The sequence below is a fragment of the Streptococcus sanguinis genome (assembly GCF_050234405.1).
In the GTDB taxonomy this organism is placed as follows: Bacteria; Bacillota; Bacilli; order Lactobacillales; family Streptococcaceae; genus Streptococcus; species Streptococcus sanguinis_W.
On sequence record NZ_CP092117.1, the window covers coordinates 1,668,747 to 1,694,783 of the forward strand.

Below are 26,037 nucleotides of genomic sequence, written 5' to 3' on the forward strand. Positions count from 1 at the left end.
AATAAGAAAATGAGCTTTCCTTATCATATAAAAGAGGGCCAGACTAAAGCTATTAGTCGCAGCCCTCATAGCTGTTGGTAGACGGTTTCTTAGGTAAGATTATACTTTTGGAATGTAGAGGTTCCCAAGAGTTGCAGCCATAACCGCTTTGATTGTGTGCATACGGTTTTCTGCTTGGTCAAAATGACGAGCATATTTGCTGCGGAAGACTTCGTCTGTTACTTCCATTTCCTCTACGCCGAATTTTTCAGCGACATCTTTACCGTAAACAGTATTTGTATCGTGGAATGCTGGTAAGCAGTGCAAGAAAATCAAGTTTTCATTATCAGCTTTCTTCACCAAATCCATATTAACTTGGTAAGGTTTGAGGAGGGCAACGCGTTCTGCAAACTTATCTTCTTCACCCATAGATACCCAAACGTCTGTGTAAAGTACGTCTGCACCTTTAACTGCTTCGTCAGCATCTTCTGTGATGAGGATATGTGCGCCGCTTTCTTTCGCAAAGCCTTCTGCCAATTCAACGATTTCTTTTTCTGGGAAGAGTTCTTTTGGTGAGAAGATGTGAACGTTGACGCCAAGTATAGCTCCTGTTACCAGCAAGCTGTTGGCAACGTTGTTACGTCCATCACCACAGTATACCAATGTCAAACCTTCCAGACGGCCAAAGTTTTCTTGAACAGTCAAGTAGTCAGCCAACATTTGAGTTGGGTGCCATTCGTCAGTCAAACCATTCCATACTGGAACACCTGAAAATTCTGCCAATTCTTCTACCATGCGTTGGCTGAAGCCGCGGAATTCAATCCCATCAAACATACGGCCCAAAACTTTGGCTGTATCTTCTGTAGATTCTTTCTTACCAAGCTGGATATCATTTGCACCAAGGTATTCTGGATGTGCTCCCAGGTCAATAGCCGCTGTTGTAAAAGCTGCGCGAGTACGAGTAGATGTTTTTTCAAACAAGAGAGCGATATTCTTGCCAGCAAGATAGTGGTGTTGAATGTTGCGTTTTTTCAAATCTTTCAAGTGAGCTGAAAGACCGATAAGGTATTCTAACTCAGCACGGCTAAAGTCTTTTTCTGCTAAGAAGCTACGTCCTTGGAATACTGAATGTGTCATTCTATTATTTCCTCTTTCTATTCTTTGAGTATTAGTAAAATACTGGATTCCTAAATTTCTTCACGTTCAAATGGCATAGACATACAACGTGGTCCACCACGACCGCGAACCAATTCACTTCCGCGGATCTTGATCAAACGCAAGCCGTATTCTTCCAAAATCTTGTTAGTAACGGTATTACGGTCATAAACCACTACCACACCAGGTGCGATGGTCAAGGTGTTAGAACCGTCATTCCACTGCTCACGCGCAGCAGCTACGATATTGCCACCGCCACAGCGAATCAGGTGAACTTTTTCCACACCAAGGTTTTCTGCCAAGATTTCTGCTAAATCACCTTTTTCTTCAACAATCTTAAGTTTGTCATCAACATAAGTTACAGAGTAAACGCGAAGATCGCCTTCGATTTCTGGGTGAATCGTGAACTTGTCATAGTCAACCATAGTGAAGACAGTGTCCAAGTGCATGAACTTACGGTTGTTGGCAAATTCAAAGGCCAAAACTTTCTTGAAGCCAACATTTTTCTTGAAAATATTGACCAAGAGTTTTTCGATAGAAGCTGCGTCTGTACGTTGTGAAATCCCAACTGCCAGCACATCTTTTGAAAGAACCAACTCGTCCCCACCTTCGATACGTGTATCTTCTTCACGGTTGTAAACAAGTTCAACATTTCCACCGTATACTGGGTGATGTTTGAAGATGTATTTACCGTAGAGAGTTTCACGATTACGAGTGTCTGCATACATGTGATTGAGCGATACAGCATTACCAATTGTAGCAAATGGGTCACGTGTGAAGTAAAGGTTTGGCATTGGATCAATAGCGAATGGATAATCAGATTCTACCAAGTCCGTCAAGCCTTTTGCTTCTTCAGGAATTTCTGGCAATTCAACTTTTTGAACCCCTGCCATCGTTTTTTCAACCAACTCTCGGTTATCTTTGATACCACGGAGCAGTTCGCGAATAGCCTTCTTGGTTTCACGGCCGCGAATATTGGCTTCTTCCAGATATTCTTCGATGAATTGCTCGCGGATTTCTGGAGAAGTCAGTGACTCAGCAGCCAACTGCTCAAGATAGAGAACCTCAACTCCTTCATTGCGAAGCGCTTGAGCAAAGTTGTCATGTTCTTTTTGTGCATCTTCCAAGAAAGGAATATCATCAAAGAGAAGACGTTCCAAATAGTCCGGCTGCAAGTTTTCCAACTCCTTGCCAGGACGGTGTAACATAACTTTTTTCAGTTTTCCAATTTCTGAGAAAACACGAATTGGATGTGTAGACATCTACTATCCTCCTTTTTCTTTGCGGTTTAGGTTTTTCTAAGCCCGTTTACATGTACTATTCTAGCATTTAATGCTACCGCTTTCAAGAAAAAGCCTACATTGCAAATGTCAAATCCTTTGCTTTTTTCTATTTCTATTTTTATAATATTCTTCTTTAAAGCGTTTTCTTTGAATATTTTATGCATTATATTATTTTTGTGAATATTTATTTTTTAAAATAAAATTAGTACACGGTTAATATTAGAATATTTTGAATTCATAAGCAAAAAAGAAGCTAATCAGAACCGATTAGCTTCCAGCAAGGTATTTCATAAAATACTCTTTCTCTTTAAAAGTTAATTTTTTATGTTCGTATTCAATCCGACCTTCATCTAAGAGCTTTTTCAGAACTTGATTGACCGTTTCCCGAGTCGTGGCTCCTAGCTTAGCCAGTTCTTTCATACTGATAGGAAAGGGCAGGCTATCTCCTACCTTGCACAAATCCATGCAGAGCAGAGACAAGGACTGAACCACACGCTCGCTGGCACTGGCTGCTACAACATTACGCAGACGAAGTTCCTGAAATTCCAAGATTTGCGATAGCCGCTTGGTAATGAACAACAGCTGGTCCACACTCTTCTTAGAATATTCTTCAAACAAATCGATAGGAATGGAGAAATATTCGACATTGGTGACAGCACTTGCTGTGTAATGATAGCACTCATCAAAAAACATACCTCCATAGGGGAAAACACTGTTTTTCTTGACATAATCCATATAAGAAAATGTGTCTGTCGAATCATATTGCTCAATCCGAACATAGCCTTGAGACAAGAGAAAAAGGCGCTCTCGTCGGTCTCCTGCAAAAAAGATAATTTGCCCTTTTGGAATCTTGCGATACTGAATCTCCACAGCCAACTTATCGAAAAGCTCCACTGGCAGATTGACAAAGGCAGGGTGCTGCCGGATAAATTGATAATGCTCCTTGGTAATCATGATAACCCTTTTATTTGATACTTGATACCATTATAGCATAAATCCGCTTACAAATAGAAAATGCTGACTATAAAAGTAAGAAATCCTAACAAAACAAAGAGGTGTGCCCATTTTCTATTCATGGAATTTCTATCAGCTTGTACTTTTTTGGGCAAGTAATTGCCTACAATTATGAAAACCAAAGCAACTAGCATAGTTGCTATTTTACGCACATCAAAACTCTCATTTAAGCCCCGATAAATGGTAGCTAGATACAGCAAAACAAAGGTAAAAGGAAATATCCAGCAAATAAGGTGCTTAAAGGTTCTATTCAAGATATCTTTGGCAATGGTTGTCCAATAGATCATAACTTCTAGCAGCATCATGACAATTGGAAAAGCAGATACTATTAGAAACTTAGGTAAAAACGCATTTCCTTTTCCAGATAAGTCAAAGTGAATAGCCAAGTTTTCTGGTAATGTTTGATAGACCCAGATGGCATATAAAACTGGCAAGAGCATGACGCCAAGCGCCCAACCTAATTCCTGTAAACTATTTTTTTTCATTTTCGTTTCCTCCTCCAAGAGATTGAAACCAGACAAGAATTTCTTCAAAAACAGTGACATCTAAGCTGTAATAAATAAAGTTCTTCTGCTTTTCTTCTATGAGCAGACCGGCTTTCTTTAGCTGAGAGAGGTGGTAGGATACCGTCGCAGGAGTCAGCTCAAAAGCTTGAGCAATTTCCCCAGCAGACTTCGGACCATGCTTGAGCATTTCCAGAATCCCCCTTCGAACTGGGTCAGCTAGAGCTTTAAGCGTTTGACTGATCCCCATGATTGAACCTTTCCTTCAGGTAAACTTTCAAAATTTTCTTGGTCAGAAAGACTAGTGCCACTACTTCTACCAAGAGCAAAGCTTCAACTGCAAGCGGCGGAAGAACACCTACCTGAGCCAGAGCAGGCGCTAAGTCAATCAGGGCGTGAAGTCCCAGCGCAGCTAAAAAATATACCGGAGCCTTCTCCTTGACCGCCTTCCAAACCCAGAAAGTCAGCAAAATTTGGATGAGAATAGCCAAGATTCGCTCAAGAGCCAAAAGATAGATGCTGCCAGCGCTCATGGAGCGGACATTGTCAATAACTGCTTGAGGAATTTGAGCCAGCGTCTGGGCATTCCCCTGAGTCACTACTTGAGCTATAACCCAAAAGTTTAAGAGACTGACAATACCAACAAACAGAGCCTCAATACCACCATACCCCAAGCCATAGGCTATACCATCCCTAAAGGTCAGTGGGCGCTTCTTTTGCAACCAGTAAAAGATGACCCAGCGGGCTGTTTCTTCAAAAATAGCTGCCGCAGCAATAGCATAAAGAACGTATAGCCAAGGATTTTCCGTCTGCAAAGCGATAGTTCCATCAGCCTGAGGTTGTAAGACGATACGGTGCAAGATATTTTCCAGAACCTGACTAGACAGATAAAAGCCAACTCCCCCTAAAAGAAAGACTAATAGAGAAATGTGCTTGGTCTTTTTAAAATAAACCAAAGGAACAAGGACTGTCCCTAAAATCAGCAGCATAGCAATCAAGATATGAATGGAAATCATCGTTTTTTCTCCTAAACTGTTTTGGTTTTTTTCTAAATAGATTATACATCTTTCCTTTCTTTCTGTCAAATCTATTTCGATTTTTTTCTAAATAACTTCAATCTAAAAATCATCAAGCTCTACTGCAATAAAAAACGGCTCTATAATTTCTGTAGTGGGTAAAACCACTGTAGGAATGATGGAGCCTATTTGTTGTAGAAAAAAAGTCCCATAAGACCTATAATGAAAAGCGACAAAACCATCATTAGAAAGACTCTTATGGAACAGTTCAATTTTATCACAAACTTACTGGGAATAAAAGACCCTAACATCATAATCTTGGATGTTCTAGATGCTGGAACTCATAAAGAAATCATCGCTTTGAACATCAAAAAGGAGAGGACTGATTTAGTCCTCTCCAGATTATAACTTCTCATCAACCCACTACAGTTGACAAAGAGTCCAAAAATCAAACATTTCCCACACTTTCTGAAATCATTTTATCCCCTTACATAGAAAGCAGACACCATTTTATAGCCTCTAGGCATTTCGAGCCTTGCTTCCGTAACAAGCCTATAGTAAAATGTTAGTAACACAAGTCTAAAGGAGGCGCTTATGACTCAAAAAACGATCCGTTGCTGGGCTCCCTGGTCTATTTTAGGAAGCTGGCTGATTTATGTTGCAGATATATTGATTGCTATCTCTGACGGTTTTGGAAAGGGATTTTGGCAGCACATGCCTGATTTAGCAGCTTGGAAAGTTGATTTTGCAGGCTACGCCTTACTTCTTTTTCCGCTTTTAGGAATGGGCGTCTATATCCTCTCTATCGGGCTGAGACAAAAATGGCTAGGAATAGTAGGAGCTTGGATTCTCATGACTGTCTGTGTTTTCCTCCACACCAGCTATTTCTATTTTGCCGCCACTTCGCGGCTGTATGCCCAGAATCCCTCTGCCGATATTGCAAAATTACTAGAAAGCTTTTCAATAGTGAAAAATAACTTTATGCTTATTTATTTCGTACTTATGGCTGTACTTCTCCTATTTATTGTTATCCTCGTTTTGAGTAAGAAAACGGCTTACCCTCGCTGGTTTGCCCTAACAACTCCCTTAACAGGAATTCTCCTTAGTCGGCTACTCAGCGCTATTGTACCAGCCCTTCGTGAAATGCTTTCTCCTATTCTCATTCCCGCCTTTTGGTTTGCTTTAATGATAACAATAGCCATGATTTTTGCCCTAAAGGACAAAAACTTTACCAGCAAGGAAGCAAGTAGCGCCAATAGACAACCTTAAATGCTAACATTAAAAGACAAGTCATAAAACGGCTCTATAATTTCTGTAGTGGGTAAAACCACTGTAGGAATGATAGAGCCTATTTGTTGTAGAAAAAAAGTCCCATAAGACCTATAATGAAAAGCAACAAAACCATCATTAAACTCGTCCAACAAGATAGTCGGAAACTAAGTCAGAAACGATTTTATCGCCCAACTTTTCGCATGCACTTGACCAGCGGAGAGATTCTAGAAAAACTTCTCTCTTGCTCTCAAGAACTCCGAGAACACTATAAACTCTACCAACTCCTGCTTTTTCATTTTCAAGAGAAAAAAACTGAGCATTTCTTTGGTCTCATCGAAAATACCATTTCTTGTGTAAATCCTATCTTTCAAACTGTTTTTAAGACCTTTTTGAAAGATAAGGACAAGATCTTGAACGCGCTGGAACTGCCCTACTCAAATGCAAAACTAGAAGCTACTAACAACCTCATCAAGGTCATCAAGCGCAATGCTTTCGGATTTCGGAACTTTGACAATTTTAAAACTAGAATCCTCATCGCTTTGAACATCAAAAAGGAGAGGACTGATTTAGTCCTCTCCAGATTATAACTTCTCATCAACCCACTACAGTTGACAAAGAGCCAGAATGAGACTAAACAAAAGCGCACAATCTGTGCACTTTGTTTTCACTTGATTTACAAAAGAAAAAGTCCCACTAGTACGGCTGTCAATCCGACTAGGATAAAGAGGTAGGCTAGCCAACGCGGCGCTGGTTTTTCTTCCACCACCACTTTCTTGGGCATATAATTCCCAGAAATCATAAACATCAAGCCTGAAAAAATCAAGGCAATCTTATTAACATTGAAGTGAGAATCGAGAGCATAGAACAAAATAGAAAGATAGACAATGATATGGGTCAAGGGAACAATCCAAAGGACGAAGCGGGCAAAAGCTGGCTTGGTGATTTCTCGGTAAGCCGTTGCCCCATAAACAATCAGCTGTGCCAAAGTCATAAAGATTGGCAGACCCCAGATAAAGAGAAATTTGGGTACATACTTAAATGTCGGGCTAATCGGCGACGTGAAATTGATCCTAATATTCTCTGGCAAACTAGGATAAATCCATAAGGCATAAGCAAGTGGCAGCCAAATAACCAAGAAAGTCAGCAGCAATTCTCTAAGGTTATTTCTCAGTTTCGTTTTCATTATTTTTCCCTCCTAGCGCGGCAATCCAGACCAAAATTTCCTCAAAAACCGTAGCATCTAAATGGTAGTAAATGTAATTTTTCTGCCGTTCTTCATAGATGAGCCCCGCTTTTTTCAACTGGGACAAATGGTAGGATACCGTCGCTCCCGTCAAATCGAAGACTTGAGCGATTTCACCAGCCGACTTAGGACCTTTTTTTAATATTTCTAATATTTCCCGCCGAACTGGATCAGCTAGGGCTTTCATGGTTTCACTAATTCCCAATTTTGATACCTCTTAAAATTGATTTCTAGCTAAGGACAAACAAAGCAACTAGCTCTAGATAAGTCATGGCTCCTACAAATGTAAGCAAGGCGCTACTCAAACGGACAAGATTTTCTGCCAGCAATCCTCCTAAAACTATTTAGAGAACTTTCAAATTCTTTTCTCCATTATACTGTTTTTGAGGATAAAAGACAAGGAGGGCTTAGCTAAACACTTGCTTTTTCTTGGCTAGATAAGCGGTGAGAAGAGCAGCCAGCGCCATAACGATGACTGCTATCAGCCCGCCTGATAGAGGTTCGCTTGGCGTTCCTGCTAAGAAACTGTTGGCTTGACTGGTCAAAGTCGTCTGTAAAAAACTGCCGTGCTGGAGATTATTGCCCGCCCCAATCACTCCAAAGATGCCTAGATAAATCATGTTATGAGCCGCATGCAGCGCTGTGACCAGCCAGAGATTGTCCGTCAGTGCAAAAAGGAGGGAAAGGAAAATCCCGGTCAGAAAGACATTGAGGATATAAAGGACGGACGTTCCACCTTTAAAAATGTGGATAACCGCAAAGAGCAGGGAGTTGAGCAGGACAGCCGGCAGCAAGCTCAGTTTGGTGCGGAGCTTGTTCATGACAAAGCCACGGTAAATCATCTCTTCAGCCAGCGCCTGAAAGAAGAAATTGACCAGGAAAAAGAGCCAAATTCCTAGATTGAACTGCTTTTCGACTTGAATGTGGAGCTGTCCGCCGAGCAGATTGAAGCCCACTTCCAGAAGGACTAAGAAGAAACCCAGTGCTGTACCAAGCAGCAGATTGAACCCTAATTTTTCCTTCCAGAGACCGAAACTGGCAAGACTGCGCCGCTCCCAAAATTTAGCGACGAAGAGAATGATGAGTAAACTGCTACCTAAAAAGACGGATAAAGAAACGATGCCTATCAGTAAGCGATTGGCGTCCGTCATGCTCGGCAGCAAGAGCCATTGGGACAAAGCTCCGCTGATGAGGCTTCCCGCAGCAATCGCAAGAAAAGCCAGCGGCAGGCTCAGCCACCAATTTTTTGCCCCTGCTTCTTCTTGCAAGATTTCCAGACTAGAGCGATGGGCTGTCTTTTGATAAGTATGTGTCATGTGTGACCTCCTTAAGGTGTATTTTCCCCTACACCCTTATCCTAACAAAAGAAGTACACCAACTCAAGCTCTTTTTGGTAAGTGGTTAGATTGCGCTAGTAAGTGGTAGAAAAATCACCTAAAAAAGATTAAGAAATCCCCTGCTGACTTTCTCTCTCTTCGCGCTTGGTCAGCCAAACGGCAATGACAAGAGCAATGAGAGCGCCAAAAAGTCCAGTTGGACTAGGACCAAGGAATTTAAACGTTTCTACCCCACTAACAGTGAAAACGGTAGTTATCATGGCAACGGCATCAATGACCCCATGTCCAAAGGCTGGCAGCCAAATGGTTTTGCTACGTACATAGTAAATATCAAGGATAATCCCAAAAGAAATAGCCATGATATAATAGGGAATTAAATTTAAGAAACGCTCACCCAACGTCCCTGCTCCAATCATATTGACAGGAAAATGCCAAATAGCCCAGATGAGACCACCAATGATGCGTCCCTTAGTCCGTCCGAAGCGCTCTTTCAAATAAGGATAGAGAATACCCCGCCAGCCGACTTCCTCGCCCAAGCCAGAAAGACTGACGACTAGAGTTAAGACCGTAAAAATCATTAAAATTTGAAGGGCGACTTGTGGGTTCAGGGCAAAAGCCAAATGCTGCGGAAAGACAGCAAAATAGACAAGTGCGCCGCCAAGTATAATGCTACAAATGGCTAACCAGCAGGCTAGGTAATCGCGCCATTTACTGGCGAGCTTCAATTTCCAGCCGATAGACTTGACAGGAGCTTTGGCCAAAAAAGCAGCCACCATAGGGGCGAACATTACCACACTTGCGGATAAAATGTTACCGACAAGTTTCTGATTGATCGCATAAAAGTAAGCTATGGCTAGCATACCTGGCCAAGCGAGCCCAAACGCCCAAGCTAGAAACCTTTTAATGGTTGAAGTTGAAATTGTGTTTTGCATATAAAATGCTCCTTTCTTTTTTTTAATTCTAGTTTTCTTTCGCCTCCCGCTTGGTTAGCCAAGTAACCACTACAATGGCTAGTAAGCCTACAAATAGCCCATTGGCTCCAGGCCCGAGATAGGCAAGAGGTTTGACATTGCCTGCGACCAACAAAGAAGTCAGGGGGCCAAGTGTATCAATAGTGGAGTGACCAAAAGCAGGCAACCAAATGGATTTGCTTTTTACATAATAAATATCTAACAAGAAGCCCATAGTAATCGCCATAATATAGTAAGGAAAGATATAGAGAATGGTGTCTAGTGATAATTTGTCCGCAAACAGTAATATAGGCAAATGCCACGAAGCCCAAATCAGACCACCAATGATGCGCCCCTTGGTTCGACCGTAGCGCTCCTTCAGATAAGGATAGAGCACACCCCGCCAGCCTAACTCTTCACCTAAAGCTGGAATGATACAAAGTAAATTTATCCACGTTAGAAAATTAAAGACATACTGCCAAGCTGTGGATTGAACCAGAGCCAGATCGCTAGTTCCAATGCTTTTAGCAAGTAGGCTAAAGGCTAGTGAAAAGTGCTGAGGAAAGATAGCGAAGTAAACCACCGCACCAAAGATAACATAAAAGGCAAGCCAGAGCCAAACCGCAGCATAAGATTTCCACTTTTTGATAAAGTTAGGTCGCCAGCCAACCTCTTTTATGGGCGCTTTAGAAAGAAGAGCGGCGATACTCGGCGCAAACATAGCGGAAATAGAGAAGACCGAGGCTATGACATTTTGCTTTTGCTGAGAGAAATAACATAAGAAAATCATAAGAAACCAACCTATGCCATAAGCCCAGATGAGAAACTTTTTAATCGTTGAAGTTGAAATGGAAGTTTGCATATGAAATGTTCCTTTCTGTCATTTGTAAAATTATAAAGTCCACCATTGGTATAGCGACCAATAGAAAATATTAAAAGCCATGATAAAGGCAGCGGAGCTGGTCGCTAGCGTGAGAGCTATCCGCGCCTTACTAGCTGATTTGAAGGCAGAGCGCCAAACGACTGGCAAAAGGGTGCTAACAACCAAGACCAGTCCTACCATGGCAAAGAGCACGAATTGCAAGCGGCTACCAGCTGTTGAAGCCGTCGCTTGGATAGAGGATAAAGCCGTCACAAAGTTGACTGGCACAATGAGCACAAACACTGCAGTCACATAATGCCAGATGTTCCAGACTAGATTAGCAGGCTGCTGATTTGGCTTGCGGAAAATCAAGCGATACATTTTAACAAGAAAACCACCAATGTAAGCTAGTAGCGCATAAACCACTGCTACAGCTGCCAAAATCAAAACACCATAGTCCTTTACCACATCAAATATAGACATCTTGACCCAGTCGGAAATCGGCAAACTAATCACATAACGTCCATGCTTTTCACCTGCTATCCAGAAACCACGCGATTGAATATTTGGATTATCATTAGGATTTTTGATATAAGTTGTATAGTTGGGCATCATTTTCATCAGAGATAACGGACCTTGATTGAAAGTGCGAGCCATACGGTAAAAGCCGGGCTGGAAGTTTTTCACTTGTTCTTGCGAAGTCGATTTTTTCTGACCGTAGATAAGTTCGGGTATTTTAGAAGTAAAATTAGTCTCCAGCCCTTGATTAACCATAATGACAGAGCCGACACCCGTTTTAAAATCAAGCAAAAGACTAGTCGTAAAGCCCGGCGAATTCCCCCCATGCCCAAGCGTTCTGGTATTTTCATACTCTATTGACCAAAGTCCGTGGGAATTGATTGGAATATCCGTATGAGGAAATGTATTCGTAGGACTGTAAAAGGTCTCCCACGTTTCCGCTCGCTTAAAGAGCGTTTTCTTTTGCAAGAGAACTTGGGCAAAGCGTTTCAAATCTGAAAAGGTTCCCGTTGCCCGCCCTGCTGGATATTCTCCGAGAATAAACGGCTGGTCATCTTTCAGCAAGTTGCCCTCTGTATCATAGGTTTTCTCCTTCTTCCACTGCTTTTGTACATAGGAATTGTCCGACAAATCAGGCTTGAGGGCAGTATGCTTCATGCCTAAAGGCTGGAAGATATGCTCGTGAACATAGTCGGCAAAAGATTGCCCACTTATCCGTTCTACAATATAGCCCGCCAGCGCCGTTCCATAGTTAGAGTAAGACGTCAGCTCACCGGGCTTATAGGATTGCGGCGGTTGACTTTCTTTGAGCAGCTCCTCCAAGCTCTTGTCACTACCCATGTAAAGGGGTGTTTCGTCGAAACTTTCTTGGTGGTTCATGAGGTCAAGCATGGTTATTGGCTTATCGTATTTGAGGTTTGTCAAAAAATCCTTGGGCAGATACTCCTTAATGTCGGCATTGAGGTCAAGTTTTCCTTCTTCCCAGAGCTGCATAACGCTGACCCAGACCATGATTTTGGTCGTTGACCCCCACTCAAAGACCGAGTTGTCATCTACTGCCAGCTTCTTCTCCTTGTCCATATAGCCAAAGTTGTTTTGATAGAGAGTATTGCTGTCTTTGTCAAAGACGGATGTTGCCAGCCCGGCGCTGGTTTTTTCGTGTTCCTTGTAGTAGTCCTCAATTTTCTGACCGATTTGGTCATAAGGCGTGCCCGACGGCAATTTCTGCTGGTCGGCGTAAGCGTGGGCTGCTCCAAAAGCCACCAAGCCACACGTTATTAGCGCCACAGCGCTTTTCAAAAATGATCTTTTCATGATATTCACCTTTCTATTAAAGTGCCCACCACTGGTATAGCGACCAATAGAAAATATTAAAAGCGATGATAAAAGCGGCGGAGCTAGTCGCTAGCGTGAGGTATTTATTTCCTTGCTTCAATCTCTCTTTGAAAAAAGGCAGATAGGGCAGAAAAGCACTAATCAGCAAGACTAGAGCAAGCAAGGCAAAGAGTTGAAAATGCCCCGTCAGACCAGCTAGGTCGAAAGAATTTTTCGCAAGAATAATAGAGAAAAATGAGAATAAATTGCGAAACACCCAAAGAATAAGGAAGCCCGTCAGATAATGCCAGATTGACCAAACAGCTGAGTTGCTTCCCTTATTTTTCCTAGTGAGCAAACGATATAATTTTGCCAAAATACCGCTGAGATAGCAAAGGGCGACATACAGTGCGGCGAGCCCAGCGAGTAATAAACTACCATAATCTTTGATAACATCCAACAAGGGCAGCTTTGTCCTATCTGAAATAGGCAGGTTCAGAATATAGTGCCCTCCTCTTTCTCCTGCCGTCCAAAAACCAAAATAGTCTTTGATAGCCGCATTTTCAGAAGGGTTAGTTAGATAGCTAGTCGACTTGAAAACCCTCAATATAGACAGGGGACCTCCACTAAAAATGCGCGCTTCGCGATAAAAACCAGCTTGAAAATCTCTTTGTGACGCCTTTGAGGCTTCTTTTTTCCCACCATAAATGAGGTCGGGCATGGCGATAGCAAAATGGAACTCATTTCTCTGATTGACTGTAACGACTGAGCCAATCCCTGACTTCAAATCAATCAAGAGGCTGGTCGTAAAGCCCGGCGAATTTCCACCGTGCCCAAGCGTTCTGGTGTTTTCAAATTCTGTCGCCCACAGTCCATGAGCATTGACAGGAACGTCCGTACCCGGATAAGTATGGCTAGCGCTGTAAAAATTCTCCCAAGTCTCTGCTCGCTTAAAGAGCGTTTTCTTTTGCAAGAGAGCTTGGGCAAAGCGTTTCAAATCGGAAAAAGTGCCTGTCGCTCGCCCCGCTGGATATTCTCCGAGGACAAATGGCACATCACCTTTTAGCAAGTTACCTTCTGTATCATAGGTTTTCTCCTTCTCCCGCTGCTTTTGTACATAGCGATTATCCGACAAATCAGGCTTGAGAGCGGTGTGCTCCATACCCAGCGGCTGGAAAATATGCTCGTGGACATAGTCGGCAAAGGATTGCCCGCTCACCCGCTCCACGATATAGCCTGCCAGTGCTGTCCCATAATTAGAATAGGAGGTCACCGTTCCCGGCTCATAAATCTGCGACGGAGCTTTTTTTAGCAATGTCCCTAAACTCTTATCAACACCTATATATAAATGGTAATCCTCAAAACCCGCTTGGTGGTTCATGAGGTCAAGCATGGTAATGGGCTTGTCGTACTTGAGGTTTGTCAAAAAATCCTTGGGCAGATACTCTTTTATATCTGTTTTTAGGTCGATTTTTCCTTCTTCCCAAAGCTGCATGACACTGACCCAAACCGTGATTTTGGTCGTTGACCCCCACTCGAAAACCGAGCTATCGTCTACAGCTAGCTTTTTCTCCTTGTCCATATAGCCAAAGTTGTTTTGGTAAAGAGTGTTGCCGTCCTTATCAAAGACTGCTGCCGCTAGCCCCGCGCTGGTTTTTTCGTGTTCCTTGTAGTAGTCCTCAATTTTCTGACCGATTTGGTCATAAGGCGTGCCCGACGGCAATTTCTGCTGGTCGGCGTAAGCGTGACCCGCTCCAAAAACGACCAGCCCACAAGTTACTAGCGCCACAGCGCTTTTCAAAAATGATGTTTTCATGTTTGCCTCCAATCATCATTTACTAGAGTTCACTCACTCAAAAAGGAAAGAAAAAGGGCAAACCGAACAGGCTGAGAAGCAGCCACAACCAGCCAAAGATAAAGAATAACAGGATTTTAACAAAAACGAAAATATAAAACATGATTTTCTCCTTTCGTATCAGACATTTTTAAAAGAGGAAGAGGCTCACAAGAAAAAGGATTGAGCTGATGCCACTGAAGATATAAGCTAAAACGCGTGGAGCCGGCTCTTGGTCTGCCACTATTTTTCTCGTGAGAAAGTAGCTGACAGCATTAAGGCTGATTGCCACCATAATCCCATTGACCTTAAATATCGGAAAAGACGGATTGAGCGCATAAAGAAGAACGCTGATATAAACTACGGCATTGATAAAGGGAACCAGCCAGTAAAGGAAATGGACAAATTGCTTGTCGATAATCTCCTTAATAGTCGTCGTGTAGCAAACAATCAGTTGAATTACACTCAAGAGAACTGGCAAAAACCAGATAAAGATTTGCTTGGGCATGCCTAGACCGCTATAGGGCAAATGCCCTCTGATTAGCTGAGGTAGGTCTGCATAGATTGACAAAGCGTAGATAAGCGGTAGCCAAATAACGATTAGGCTTGCCACTAATTCTTTCCATTTTAATTTCATTTTCTTTCTTCCTTTTATAATTCCAGACAGTCATCAAAGCGGTCTAAAAGAGCCCGACCTTGATTGTGGGTAATAACGATAACAATGCGGTCTTTAATCGACAAGATATAGTCCATGACTTCCGCTGCCAAGTTGGGATCAAGATTGCTAGTCGGCTCATCAAAAATCAGCACATCATAATCCTTGACCAAGAAGCGCGCCAAATCAATCCGCTGCTTTTCGCCATAGGAAACTTCCTGCCGCTCCAAGTCCAGCTTCTTGCTCAAGAAAGCCTCATTAAAATGCAGACTTTGGTACAAGGAAGTTTGGTCAGGTGCATTTATATCTCTGTATAGCGCGATATTGTCCGCCACACTTCCCTCGATAAAAAAGTCATTCTTTTGGATAAAGGCGATTTTCTGATAAAGGCTGTCGCTTGCTAGCTGGCTGACCGCTTGACCATTGACCATGATTTGACCAGCGTAGTCCTTCTTATCAAAATAATTAAGCAAGAGCTTCATCAAGGTCGACTTGCCCCGACCAGACTCGCCGATAATGGCATAGTGCTTGTCCTTGGCAAACTGATAAGAAAAATCCTGAAAGAGAGCCTTGTCGCCCAACTCCAGACCGAGATGTTCAAAATCAATCCGCTCAATCGTTTCGGTCAGATTTTGAGCGGGCTCCGCTTCTTTCTTAGCCAACTTAGCATCAAAATCATTCTCAATATCCTTGACCGTGCTCATGAGATTTTTGTTATTGATAAAAAGCTGCAAAGGAGTGAAGACAAAGTTCAAAAGCTGAAGACTGGCAATCAAAGCTCCAATCGTCAGTGAGCCTTGACTGACAAACCAAATCCCCAGAGACATACAAAATATCTGAGACAGAAAGCTAAAGAACATCATCAGATTCACAGCGCCTTCTTTTGCCACATTGTAACTTTTTCTGGCTTGCTCAAAATCGCTGTTACTGCTAGACAAGTGCTCAACCACCCTTTTTTGGATTTGCAAAAGTTTGATTTGCTCAAACCCTTCCAAAAAATTGGTGACTTGCTTCAAGAAATGATTGCTTTTCTGGGTAAAATTCGCCGTCGCCTTTCTCATCAAGACCCCCGGAATTTGCGACGCAGCCATGGTCAAAAAAGAAATGAGAATAAAGCCCAGAGCCATGCGCCATTCAATCCAAAAAATAGCCAGTGTACTGATAAAAACTGAAGAAAAGGCAGCCACAATATCACAGCGCGGGGTCAAGTAATTCTCTTGGTAAATATCCATATTCTTGGTCGTTGTGTTGAGATAGCTATTTTCCTGCTCGGAAGCCTTGTCATGCAAATTCTTGTCATAAAAAGAATGGAAAAGCCTCGTTTTGACTTCTTCCAAGACTTGCTTATTATGATTGTTCTTGAACCAAATAGCCAGCAAGCTGCAAAGAGACCAAGCACAAGTGCAAAAAAGGCAGATAAAGAATTGTCCAAGCAAGTTAGAATGAGCCTTTTGCGCACTGTCCACAACAACTCCCAGCTGCAAAGAAAACAAAGTGATAAAAATCGTTGCTCCAATGCTAAAGATAGTCGCACCCAGATAAGAAGCGCGGTATTTCCGTAAAATTTCTTTCAACATTTAATTTTTCCTTCCAATTTTCGTCTATTTTTGAAAACGATCCAAGACGGAATTGCCTAGCAGACGGATAAAACCGTGAGCAAGCCTATAAGCAATAAAAGTAATCCTCTTTTCATCTTTTCTCCTTTATCTATCTATTTAGAAAATTTTCTAAATAAAGAGTACGAAACGAAGCAATCTAATCCTTCTTAGGTATTTCGATTTATTTCTAAATACTCTGGATTAAAAAATCTAGTCTAGAAAAACTAGATTGCCTATTTTGTATTTAAAAATGTTTTTGATTGGATATTTTTTGCAGGTCGTCCTTATTTTTATAGAGCACCCAGGAAAAAACAGCCAGCCAAATGGATAGACCCGTCACTAGACCTACTACGGTTAGTAGGATTGAGTTTCTTGCTTTCTTCATTTTTCCTCCTTTTTGAGTAGAGAAATTTAGAATTTTTTCTAAATAGCTTTTATAAAAAATTGCTCAGTGACTAATTAAACAGAGCAGAATGAAGTAATTAGAACATCTTCTAAATAGATTGTAACACTTCTCTTTCAAAAAAGCAAGAGGTATTTTGGTTTTTTTCTAAATAGCTATCAAAAAATCTAGCCTGTCTAGACTAGATTGCTCTTAGTTCATATTAACCCGATGCCATTCATTGATGACGTAGGCTAACTGACCAACTTGCTCAATTCCGACACCACTGATCTCATCACTGGCCTCGGTGCTACCACCTAAATAAGCCGTATAGAGAGCTATAATATAAGGCTTCTCTTCCATAACTAATGCATCCACATTGAGCGCCTCACGAACATATCCAGGCTTTTGATAGATGGTAATGTCACGCAGATAGCGCTTATAGTATTCACCTGGGAAGGATTCGCCAATATAGTAAAGGATGTCCTTGTACTTTTCCTGATTTTTAGACAAATACTCAAGAACTTGAATATAGTAGTCCGTCGTGGTCTTATTATTCTCCCGGCTGATCGTCTTAATATCAGCCTTGGACTGACCGTAGCGACTAAACATATCATAGGCCTTTTCCATACCGCCCAGACGCTCTGCTAAAGCGTACGCTGGAGTATTTTCAGAATAAACCAAGGAATATTCCTGCATGTCTGATATTCTCATAGCACCGTTGAAAGCACCGACATAGTTATCATGCTCGCCCCTATATTCATAGTTTGTATTGGTAATATCAAACCGCTCGTCCATAGAAAGTTTTCCAGCAGCAACCTCATCTACTACCAGCATATTGAGAGGGAGCTTGTAGGTCGATCCCGCAGTCATAGGCTGGGTATCATTCATTGCAAAGGTCTTGCCAGTCGTCAAATCCTTATATGAAAATGCAACCTGGGAGGGTTCAATTCCCATTTCAGTCATATAAGCCTGAATGACCTGAGTCAAATCCAAATTTGCATAGTCAAATCGCAGCCCCAAAGCATCCATAGTCGGGCCGTCCGCCTCCATGACCTTCTGCTTCTCCTCTGGACTTTTCTCAACAGGCTTCGGCTTTTCTTCAACTAGTTTGGAATCAGGCTTGACTTTCTCTTCTTCCTGTTCTTGCTCGCCAGACTTTGCAAGTTGGGCAGCCTCTTGTGCTTTCTTTTCAATAGCCTTATTTCGTTGGGTTATAAAAAGGAAGATGAAGCCCAGCAGACAAAGACAAGAAAGGACAGCTACGATAATCGTTACAATTTTTTTACTCAAAACATTTCTCCTAGCATTTGTATTATAAAAAATTATGAGGAAAATAACAAGTGAAATCCAGAAAAAAGGTATTTTAAGCATTAAAAAAGGCAAATCTTTAAACGATTCACCTTTTTATATATTGAAACTGCCTGTTTATTTCGCAGCTGCGTAAAGTTGGTCAACCTTTTTCCAGTTAATAACTGAGAAGAAAGCTTGAATGTAATTCGGACGAAGATTGCGGTATTTCACATAGTAAGCATGTTCCCAAACATCCAGTCCTAAGATTGGAGTTTTACCTTCTGAAATAGGAGTATCCTGATTTGCTGTTGAGGTCACTTCCAACTTGCCTTCTTTATTGACAACCAACCAAGCCCAGCCAGAACCAAAACGAGTTGTAGCCGCTGCAGTAAAAGCTGCTTTAAAGTCTTCAAATGATCCAAAAGTAGCTTCAATATCTGCTGCCAATTCTGCAGATGGTGATGTTTCTGCTGGTGTCATCAATTCCCAGAAAAGAGCGTGGTTAAGATGTCCACCACCGTTGTTGATGACTGCCTGACGGATATCAGCTGGAATAGACTCAACATCAGCCAATAATTTTTCCAAATCCTCACCGATTTCAGGATGTTTTTCAAGCGCAGCATTAACATTCGTTACATAGGTATTGTGATGCTTGTCATGATGCAAGTGCATTGTTTCTTCATCAATGTAAGGCTCTAACGCATCGTAAGCGTAAGGAAGATCAGGTAAGATAATTGCCATTTGATAGACCTCTTTTTCTATATGATTATAAAAATGATAACGCAATCATTAGAATTTTTCAACTATTTTGCTTGTAGCTCACCCGTCGCAATCTTGAGCAGAGCCAAATCAAATAGGTAATCTTTATCATAAAGCCCCGACTTAATCTGATAATCAGTTTCAATCAGGCAGGCCATGGTCTTTTTAAGAAAGGACAAACTCAGCGAACGAGCATCTTTTAAGGCGAACTTGACTTGATAAGGATTGACCTTGCGACCTAGATAGTCGGACAAATCAGACACAATTTGGCTCTCAGCTCTGCCATTTTCCGCTAAAACCTTAACCTGCGTAAAGATACGAAACTGCCCCAGCATAATGGCAATAAGCTTGATTTCATCCTCACCTTGAAGAGTCAAATCTCGTACCAAACTTCTGGCTTCATCAATCTTCTGCTGCAAAATCAGCTGGGTCAGGTCAAAAATATTGTCCTGAAGAGTCTTGGGAATGGCCTCGGCAATGTCTTCTAAACTAATCTGACCAGACTCTTTATATCCTTTCAGAAAGGCTAAATTTTTACTGACTTCACTGAACTGAAAACCTGATTTCAGCAGCAACTGATCGAAAGCCGCCGGAGCAAATTGTAAACCTTCTGCCTGCGCTTCCTTGCTGAAATAAGCCCGCAGATCTGCTTCCTTAAGTTCTGCAGCCTCAAAAATTTTCCCATCTCGTTTCAGCAGTTTGACCAGACGGCGCTTGCTATCCAGTTTGCCTTCTGCAAAGATAACCAGACGAGTCGTATCTGCTGGATTTTCCAGATAATTTTCGAAAGATTTGAGTTCTTCATCAGTCAGATAGCGCTTCTTGGCTGTTGTCAAATCAGCAAAATGGTCCAAAATCACGATTTTTTCATCCGTAAAAAAAGGCAGACTGACCAAGTCCAACTCCACATCCTGATAGTTTGCTTCTTTCATATCGAAAATAGCAGTATTCAAATCGCCCGGTTGAAACTGAATCTGGCGGAGAAACTGCTCCTTCAACAACTCAAACTGACCCAAGTCATCTCCCGCCACAATTGTCAAAGCAGGAAGGTTGCTTGGCGTGATTTTTTTAATTTCCTCAATAGCTAACACAGAAAGTCTCCCCTGCTTTATATTTCTTGTCAATTTTTTTCATGTATTGATTGTAACAAAAAAGAGTCGGAAAGTCTGCTATTTTCTCTGCAAACAAAATCTAATTTTTGAGTATATCCGCTATATAAATATAAACTGTTAGTGGCTTCATTTTTCTTTGTTATGAAAAGCAATCAATGCCTCGTTCTGTTAAAACTTTTCTGCGAGCGACAAAGAAAAAGAGCTGGAAAAATTCCAACTCTTTCTTTGTTTATTCTTGGTTTTCACTTGCATCCTCTACACTGTTTTCAACTGGTGTAGAAGGTTGCTCCTCTTGGATAGGTGAAACAAAAGGATTGTCTTGAACAGGTGCTTGAGTTCCAAAATCCTGAGGTGTTGACTGCTCAGGTGTTTCAGCAGTAAATGGATTTTGAACTGGTTCTGCTTGCTCCCCCGCTTGACTTTGATCAGAAACAGGTTGTTGTGGCTGTTGACCAAACTGCTGATCTTGGAAGCCACCTTGCTGTGGCTGTTGGCCAAATGGTTGGTTTTGGACTGGTTGCTGTGGTTGTTGACCAAACTGTTGTCCTTGGAAACCACCTTGTTGTGGCTGTTGGCCAAATGGTTGATTTTGAACAGGTTGTTGCGGTTGTTGACCAAATGATTGGTTTTGGACAGGTTGCTGTGGTTGTTGACCAAATTGCTGACCTTGGAAACCACCTTGTTGCGGTTGTTGACCAAATGGTTGATTTTGAACAGGTTGTTGTGACTGACCAAACTGTTGTCCTTGGAAACCACCTTGTTGTGGTTGTTTTTCATAGTTCAAACCTTGATTGTATGGCTGTTGTCCAAACTGTTGTCCTTGGAAGTTTTGCTGACCATATGAATTTCCAACCATTTCAGGCTTAGATCCTTGACAAAGCAAAACAATCAAAGCAATACTACATGGAAGAGATACTATTCCTGCAATAATATTTAGAACTGGAATAAATGATAGTAAAAAAGGACCAACATACAAGAAAAGAAATGCCCAATGATAACCAGCATCACGTAAACGACGGACAATGATAGCTAAATTAGGTACAAAAGTTGCCAGAGCATAGAGAATTAAGATGAAAATAAAGATTACAGCGAATCCTGCTCCAGCCAAGATTGCTGATGGATCTGATTCATATCCATAAGTTGAGTCTTGAACTGCTGCTGAAAGAATACTTCCAAAAGCAGATGCCCAAAAAATGATAAATAGCGGTGCAGTAACAATAACATGGCATAAAACTACCCACCAATAGTCTGACCGGCTAGACCGGCTTGAAAAATCAGCATAGTGTGTCCAGAATTTTTTATATGCAGCAAACATAAAATTCTCCTCTATAATTTTTTATACCCATTATCTTATCACAAATGCATAAATAAATCAATATGACTTCCTAACTGAAGCTAAGCAGTCTACAAAGTATCAGTTGGCATCTTTAACGCAGCTATCAACGAACCGTTTCAATCCTCCAGGAATTCCAACCAATCAAACGAATGGCCCCCTGCTGGTCAGTTCGATAGATGGCTGTATTAAACTTCTTAAATCTTTGCAAAGTTTCCTGATGCGGATGTCGATAACGATTATTCTGGCCAGCTGATATCAAGGCCAGTTTCGGCTGAATTTGCTCTAAAAACTCTGGACTGGAAGAGCCTTTGGAGCCATGGTGTCCTGCTTTTAAGACATCTGCTTTCAGCTGAGGGAATCGCTGCAGCAGTTCAATTTCTCCCTGCCTTTCCAAATCACCTGTAAACAAAAATTTTGTCTGAAAGAACTCCCCGTAGAGTACAATTGAATCATCATTTCCACCGTCTCCTGTTCCGCTAGGATAGAGAACCTGCAAAACTGAGTCAAACACCGGAATCTCATCTCCTACTTCTACGACATGGACAGAAGTTTCTATCTGCTCCAGTTTTTGAACAAAATCAAGCTGAGTCAGACTTCCTTTAGAAACATAGATTTCCTTGATGGAAAAATGCTTAGCTACCTCCAGCATATCTCCCATGTGATCGGTATCGGTATGAGTCAGGACCAATACATCCAGACTAGCAACGCCACGACTTTTGAGATAGGGAATTAAGGTCTTTTCTGCATTGGATGAAGTCTGTCGCTCCTGCCAAGCCTCTTTCTTTCCTATCTCGACTCGTCCTCCTACATCAATCAAAACCGTCCTGCCTCGCCAGTCCCTGAGAAAAATGCTATCTCCCTGACCAATATCCACTACTGTGATCTCGTTTTGCAGCGGATGCCTTGTTAGAAAAAATAAGAGAAGAGTAAGCAAACTAAAAGATAAAAGCCAGCTTTTCTTTCTCCGAAAGTCATAGATTAAAGCCAAAACCAAAAGCAGAGCAAACAGTAACCAGAGGTTGGGCTTCCCAAAAATCAAAGGACGCGGAGTAAAATCAGCTACCCAACGAATCACATCTTCGAGTAACTCAAAGAAAAAATTGGCCTGAGAAATTTTTACAAGTGGTGACAAAATAAAAATGAGGGTTAACCCCGGTAGCATCAGCAGGTCAAAGAATAGTGAAAATAGAAAAGTTAAAATCACAGACCAAGGCTGAAATTCAGAAAAATAGTAGATTAGTATAGGCAAAATCCCCAATGAAATAGTCAGACTTTCCGCTAAAAGCTTACGAATCGGCGGTAACTTTTCAAAATCCATCATAGAAATCAAAAAGGCATAGGCGCAGGACAAGACACCGCCTGCTGTCAGAAGAAAATTGGGCATGATGATAAAGAGAACCATCAGTGTCAGAGCAAAGTTATCTAATCTGGTCAGTCCTTGCTGGGCCAACAACTTCTGAACTAAGCTTCTGACGACAGAAACAGAAAAGCCTGTCAGTCCAGCGTAGATAAATGAAAAAGGTAGCTGCAAGGCGTTTACTGTCTCCCTCTTCATCCCCAAACGTAGAAGAATCCTGCGAAAACCATCCAAAAAGAAACCTACCTGCATACCAGACAAGGCAAACAAGTGGATGATACCCAAGCTAGAATACAGATTGCTCATTTCCGCAAACTCCGTATCCAAGTCACCAAACAAGAGTCCAGTCATATAATGACTCATCGGGCTGGGAAAATTACTTCGAATATAGACCAGCGCTTTTCTCCGCCAAACAGACAGCCAATCCAGTGGATTTAAGCTGGAAAATGGTCTTAGTGACTGAATCTTATTGATTTTTAAGGTACGGTAAATCCCCTGACTCTTTAAATAAGCCTGATAGTCAAAGCCCGAAAAATTTCGTTGCTGCTGGGCGTGTTCAAACTCTGCTTCAACATCAAGGACGACCAAATCTGTCAGTTGCTGAAAATCTTCCTTTTCACTGGCTGATTTGATCTTGTAGAAGACCTGATAAAGCCGACCGTCCGTTCGCCCTCGAAAGGATAGGGAATCTCCATTGACTTTGATCGTATCCGGCAAAACTTGAACCAAGCTAGCTGAAGGAGGTTCCTGCCTAAAGGCCTGCTCTGCCATTTCCCGACGAAGCAAGAAAAAGAGGACAAAAAGGGACAGGAATGCCAAGGCAGCTAGACTTTTTTTGAGAGGATAGCTGAAAAAGAGACGAAGTAGAAGTACCCCCAACCCAAAATAAGCCAAGGAACTGCCAGAGTAGACTGCAAAATAGGCCCATACAAGGATGAAAGCTAGATAGATAGGGGGGAGGGGTAGCTTTTTAATCCACTGTGACATATTCTTTCAGCTTTTCTAAGGTCTTATCTCCAATACCTGACACCTTTTTCAGATCATCTACTGACTTGAAGCGGCCATTGCTTTCGCGGTAGGCAATGATGTCTGAAGCCCGCTTCTGCCCGATGCCTGAAATAGTCTGCAGTTCAGTCTCTGTCGCCGTATTTAGATTGACCTTGTCCGACTTTCCACCACTGGCACCAGCAGAATCAGAAGCTCCTGCTTGATACTGGCCGGTCTGTGTGACATCGGCTCCTTCTTCACCAATCTTTGCCACATAGATTACTGCTTCATCTGTTAATTTTTGTGCCTGATTAATGGACTTAGCCTCGGCGTCTGCTGTCAATCCGCCAGCTTTTTGGATGGCTTCATGGACTCTCGCTCCCGCTCTCAGCTCATAGACACCAGGATTCTTAACTGCGCCTTTAATATCCACAGTGACTTGCTCACTCTCCTCTTCATCCGCCTTGGCCTTAGAAAGAACTTTTTCACTCTCTTCATCAGCTGAGCTGGATGAGGAAGTTACCTCTTGACTCAAGGCGGCCACCTGATTTCGCGGCTGGTGATTTCCTTTGATGAGGAAAAAGCCACCTAGCACAGTACCAACTACTGCCAGACCGACAAAGAGTTTGTATTCTTTCAGCTTTTCAATGATTTCTTCAAGCATATTTTTCTCCTTTGTCTTTTTATTCGTAAAAGATTGCAAAAAAATAAAACAAGCCGAGAATATTTTCAGCTTGTCATATTTTAAAATCTTTATTTTGCAAGAAGTCGTATAGATAGAAAGGCCATTGACAAAAATAGAAGCTGCAATATCAGTCTGCTTTGCTTACCCTGTATATCCAAGCTTCTATCTTTTGAGCTCTGCCATGTAAAAAGGCCAGATTTGCCAAAAGAAAAGCCATCACTAACACGCTTAGAATCAGAAGTAGCGACCAAGAAATCGACTGCTGACTCAGATAAAGGACAAAGACTAAGATGAGTATAGGAAAAGTCGTCAAAGCTGTGAAGCCGCCCGGTACCCAGCGACGAAAGCGAAACACTTGCATGATATGGCCCAGCAGATGGAGGGTATGACAGAAGCCAATAGCCAAAGCCAGCTCAGGAATGCGAAATAGAATCGCAAGCAACAAAAGGATAAAAGCCAGTAGAAATTCCTCCGCAATCATTAGAGCAATGCTTTCAGCAGAAAGATAACTTCCTCTTCTGGCAATGAACATCTCCTTTTGATAGCCTTGATGGTCTTGATTCTGAGAAATCCAAGGCCGAACCAGGATAATCTCATCAAACTCGTGCAGTATGAAAAGCGATAAGGTTACAAAAGACAAAAAAGCAAGAGACATAGTGTCCTCCTTATAAAACATACCTACATTATAACTCACTCACATACAAAAATCAGCTCCCAAGCAAGATTGATCAGGAAGCTGATTAGTATCTTATTTTCTGTGCTTATCCGGATCCCAGACAAAGCTAGCAAAAAAGCTGAAAATGATGGTCAAAATTCCAATCAAAATAGCAGGAATAAAGACAAAGGCACGTAGAATCCGTAAGAAGATATTGCCTTTCTTTTGTGTCTGATAAGGAGCCACTTCAGCATCTAGACGATCAAACTCCGCATGAATACGGCGAGCTACTTCCTCAACTCCCTCATCATTCATCTTCTTAATGTCTGAAATATCAATGGGATTACCAAAATTCATATCCACGCGCTCCCCAGCTGCCAAGCCTTTAAGGCTCATGGGACCAGCATAGACTACTGGCATGATACGGACCTTAGCCATCTTAGCAATCACTGCCACTCCTCCCTTGACATCCGTAGAATGGCGGCTGCCGCTTGGGAACATAATCAGAGAACGATTGCTCTTTTTCAGCATATTAACAGGGTACTTGATAGCTGACGAACCAGGATTTTCCCGGTCGATAGGAAAAGCACCACACATGCGAATCCACCAGCCGAACACCCGATTTTCAAAGAGTTGTTTCTTGGCCATGAAAATGAACTGCTTGGGCTTGGTCGCAAAAGCCATGTAAACTGGATCCCACCATGTTCGGTGAGGGGCAACTAAGATATAATTTTCATCTTTTGAAGGAATCTTTTCTTTATTGTGGTAATGTGCATTGCCGTTTAAGGTCCACAGGATAAAAATCACTAAACCTCGCAAATAAGTATAAAACATAAACTCTCCTTATTTCAAACTGTGATTGTACTTGAAATTTATTACATCCTTTCCCATTATACCCTATACCCTTATAGTCTGCAATATTTTTCCAAACTTTGGC

The 26,037-nt window shown here is 41.9% G+C and carries 25 protein-coding genes and 1 pseudogene; 2 read left to right on the top strand and 24 right to left on the bottom strand.

The features are described 5' to 3' along the window. Positions 1-99: 99 nt before the first annotated feature. The 6 genes from argF to MFP28_RS08120 form a co-directional block, all read right to left on the bottom strand. Positions 100-1,116, bottom strand: coding sequence for an ornithine carbamoyltransferase (argF, locus tag MFP28_RS08095; RefSeq protein ID WP_002897953.1), 1,017 nt, complete (start codon positions 1,114-1,116; stop codon positions 100-102). Positions 1,117-1,166: 50 nt separating this feature from the next. Next, the gene (arcA, locus tag MFP28_RS08100; protein ID WP_002897955.1) at positions 1,167-2,396 is read right to left on the bottom strand and encodes an arginine deiminase; all 1,230 of its coding nucleotides are present in this window, start codon (positions 2,394-2,396) and stop codon (positions 1,167-1,169) included. Between the two features lie 288 nt (positions 2,397-2,684). Continuing rightward, the gene (locus MFP28_RS08105; RefSeq protein WP_002906979.1) at positions 2,685-3,371 is read right to left on the bottom strand and encodes a Crp/Fnr family transcriptional regulator; all 687 of its coding nucleotides are present in this window, start codon (positions 3,369-3,371) and stop codon (positions 2,685-2,687) included. A gap of 47 nt (positions 3,372-3,418) precedes the next feature. Further along, positions 3,419-3,916, bottom strand: coding sequence for a DUF1648 domain-containing protein (locus tag MFP28_RS08110; RefSeq protein WP_002906980.1), 498 nt, complete (start codon positions 3,914-3,916; stop codon positions 3,419-3,421). Then, positions 3,903-4,184 carry an autorepressor SdpR family transcription factor gene (locus tag MFP28_RS08115; protein ID WP_002896078.1) on the bottom strand — a complete coding sequence of 94 codons (282 nt, stop codon included), beginning with the start codon at positions 4,182-4,184 and terminating at the stop codon, positions 3,903-3,905. The genes MFP28_RS08110 and MFP28_RS08115 overlap by 14 nt, the downstream gene beginning before the upstream one ends. After that, the gene (locus MFP28_RS08120) at positions 4,162-4,950 is read right to left on the bottom strand and encodes a YhfC family glutamic-type intramembrane protease (RefSeq protein WP_002906981.1); all 789 of its coding nucleotides are present in this window, start codon (positions 4,948-4,950) and stop codon (positions 4,162-4,164) included. The genes MFP28_RS08115 and MFP28_RS08120 overlap by 23 nt, the downstream gene beginning before the upstream one ends. A 594-nt stretch (positions 4,951-5,544) precedes the next feature. Here MFP28_RS08120 and MFP28_RS08125 point away from each other — a divergent pair. Both MFP28_RS08125 and MFP28_RS08130 read left to right on the top strand, forming a co-directional pair. Further along, on the top strand, positions 5,545-6,219 hold the full coding sequence (locus MFP28_RS08125) for a DUF6796 family protein (RefSeq protein ID WP_002906983.1): 675 nt from the start codon (positions 5,545-5,547) through the stop codon (positions 6,217-6,219). 134 nt (positions 6,220-6,353) lie between these two features. Next, positions 6,354-6,809 (top strand): annotated as a pseudogene (locus MFP28_RS08130) (transposase); the annotation flags it as partial. Between the two features lie 86 nt (positions 6,810-6,895). Here MFP28_RS08130 and MFP28_RS08135 read toward each other — a convergent pair. The 18 genes from MFP28_RS08135 to MFP28_RS08220 form a co-directional block, all read right to left on the bottom strand. After that, positions 6,896-7,405, bottom strand: a complete 510-nt coding sequence (locus tag MFP28_RS08135) for a hypothetical protein (protein ID WP_002906985.1) — start codon at positions 7,403-7,405, stop codon at positions 6,896-6,898. After that, positions 7,383-7,670: an autorepressor SdpR family transcription factor gene (locus MFP28_RS08140; RefSeq protein WP_002897962.1), complete on the bottom strand. Its 288-nt coding sequence runs from the start codon at positions 7,668-7,670 to the stop codon at positions 7,383-7,385. The genes MFP28_RS08135 and MFP28_RS08140 overlap by 23 nt, the downstream gene beginning before the upstream one ends. A gap of 202 nt (positions 7,671-7,872) precedes the next feature. Then, a complete protein-coding gene (locus MFP28_RS08145) occupies positions 7,873-8,781 on the bottom strand; it encodes a CPBP family intramembrane glutamic endopeptidase (protein ID WP_002906986.1) in 909 nt (302 codons plus the stop codon). Between the two features lie 128 nt (positions 8,782-8,909). After that, positions 8,910-9,734, bottom strand: coding sequence for a CPBP family intramembrane glutamic endopeptidase (locus MFP28_RS08150; RefSeq protein ID WP_002906987.1), 825 nt, complete (start codon positions 9,732-9,734; stop codon positions 8,910-8,912). 28 nt (positions 9,735-9,762) lie between these two features. Next, a complete protein-coding gene (locus MFP28_RS08155) occupies positions 9,763-10,614 on the bottom strand; it encodes a CPBP family intramembrane glutamic endopeptidase (RefSeq protein WP_002906988.1) in 852 nt (283 codons plus the stop codon). 30 nt (positions 10,615-10,644) lie between these two features. Beyond that, positions 10,645-12,447, bottom strand: a complete 1,803-nt coding sequence (locus MFP28_RS08160; RefSeq protein WP_002906990.1) for a serine hydrolase domain-containing protein — start codon at positions 12,445-12,447, stop codon at positions 10,645-10,647. Positions 12,448-12,463: 16 nt separating this feature from the next. Beyond that, complete coding sequence (locus MFP28_RS08165; RefSeq protein ID WP_002906991.1) at positions 12,464-14,263, bottom strand: serine hydrolase domain-containing protein; 1,800 nt, start codon at positions 14,261-14,263, stop codon at positions 12,464-12,466. A gap of 169 nt (positions 14,264-14,432) precedes the next feature. Next, positions 14,433-14,918, bottom strand: a complete 486-nt coding sequence (locus MFP28_RS08170) for a hypothetical protein (protein ID WP_002906992.1) — start codon at positions 14,916-14,918, stop codon at positions 14,433-14,435. 14 nt (positions 14,919-14,932) lie between these two features. Then, positions 14,933-16,513, bottom strand: a complete 1,581-nt coding sequence (locus MFP28_RS08175; protein ID WP_002906993.1) for an ATP-binding cassette domain-containing protein — start codon at positions 16,511-16,513, stop codon at positions 14,933-14,935. A gap of 265 nt (positions 16,514-16,778) precedes the next feature. Beyond that, complete coding sequence (locus tag MFP28_RS08180) at positions 16,779-16,919, bottom strand: hypothetical protein (RefSeq protein WP_002897970.1); 141 nt, start codon at positions 16,917-16,919, stop codon at positions 16,779-16,781. 210 nt (positions 16,920-17,129) lie between these two features. Then, on the bottom strand, positions 17,130-18,209 hold the full coding sequence (locus tag MFP28_RS08185; RefSeq protein WP_002934461.1) for a serine hydrolase: 1,080 nt from the start codon (positions 18,207-18,209) through the stop codon (positions 17,130-17,132). 135 nt (positions 18,210-18,344) lie between these two features. Continuing rightward, on the bottom strand, positions 18,345-18,950 hold the full coding sequence (gene sodA, locus MFP28_RS08190; protein WP_002906995.1) for a superoxide dismutase SodA: 606 nt from the start codon (positions 18,948-18,950) through the stop codon (positions 18,345-18,347). A 62-nt stretch (positions 18,951-19,012) separates the two neighbouring features. Continuing rightward, positions 19,013-20,059 carry a DNA polymerase III subunit delta gene (gene holA / locus MFP28_RS08195; protein WP_002906996.1) on the bottom strand — a complete coding sequence of 349 codons (1,047 nt, stop codon included), beginning with the start codon at positions 20,057-20,059 and terminating at the stop codon, positions 19,013-19,015. A gap of 250 nt (positions 20,060-20,309) precedes the next feature. Continuing rightward, the gene (locus tag MFP28_RS08200; RefSeq protein ID WP_002906997.1) at positions 20,310-21,395 is read right to left on the bottom strand and encodes a DUF805 domain-containing protein; all 1,086 of its coding nucleotides are present in this window, start codon (positions 21,393-21,395) and stop codon (positions 20,310-20,312) included. Positions 21,396-21,519: 124 nt separating this feature from the next. Then, a complete protein-coding gene (locus MFP28_RS08205) occupies positions 21,520-23,760 on the bottom strand; it encodes a DNA internalization-related competence protein ComEC/Rec2 (RefSeq protein ID WP_002906998.1) in 2,241 nt (746 codons plus the stop codon). Further along, the gene (locus MFP28_RS08210; RefSeq protein ID WP_032916008.1) at positions 23,744-24,424 is read right to left on the bottom strand and encodes a helix-hairpin-helix domain-containing protein; all 681 of its coding nucleotides are present in this window, start codon (positions 24,422-24,424) and stop codon (positions 23,744-23,746) included. The genes MFP28_RS08205 and MFP28_RS08210 overlap by 17 nt, the downstream gene beginning before the upstream one ends. A gap of 148 nt (positions 24,425-24,572) precedes the next feature. Then, positions 24,573-25,121 (bottom strand): HXXEE domain-containing protein, encoded by a 549-nt coding sequence (locus tag MFP28_RS08215; protein ID WP_002907000.1) that lies wholly within the window; start codon positions 25,119-25,121, stop codon positions 24,573-24,575. A gap of 72 nt (positions 25,122-25,193) precedes the next feature. Then, a complete protein-coding gene (locus MFP28_RS08220; RefSeq protein WP_002907001.1) occupies positions 25,194-25,934 on the bottom strand; it encodes a lysophospholipid acyltransferase family protein in 741 nt (246 codons plus the stop codon). Positions 25,935-26,037: the final 103 nt, after the last annotated feature.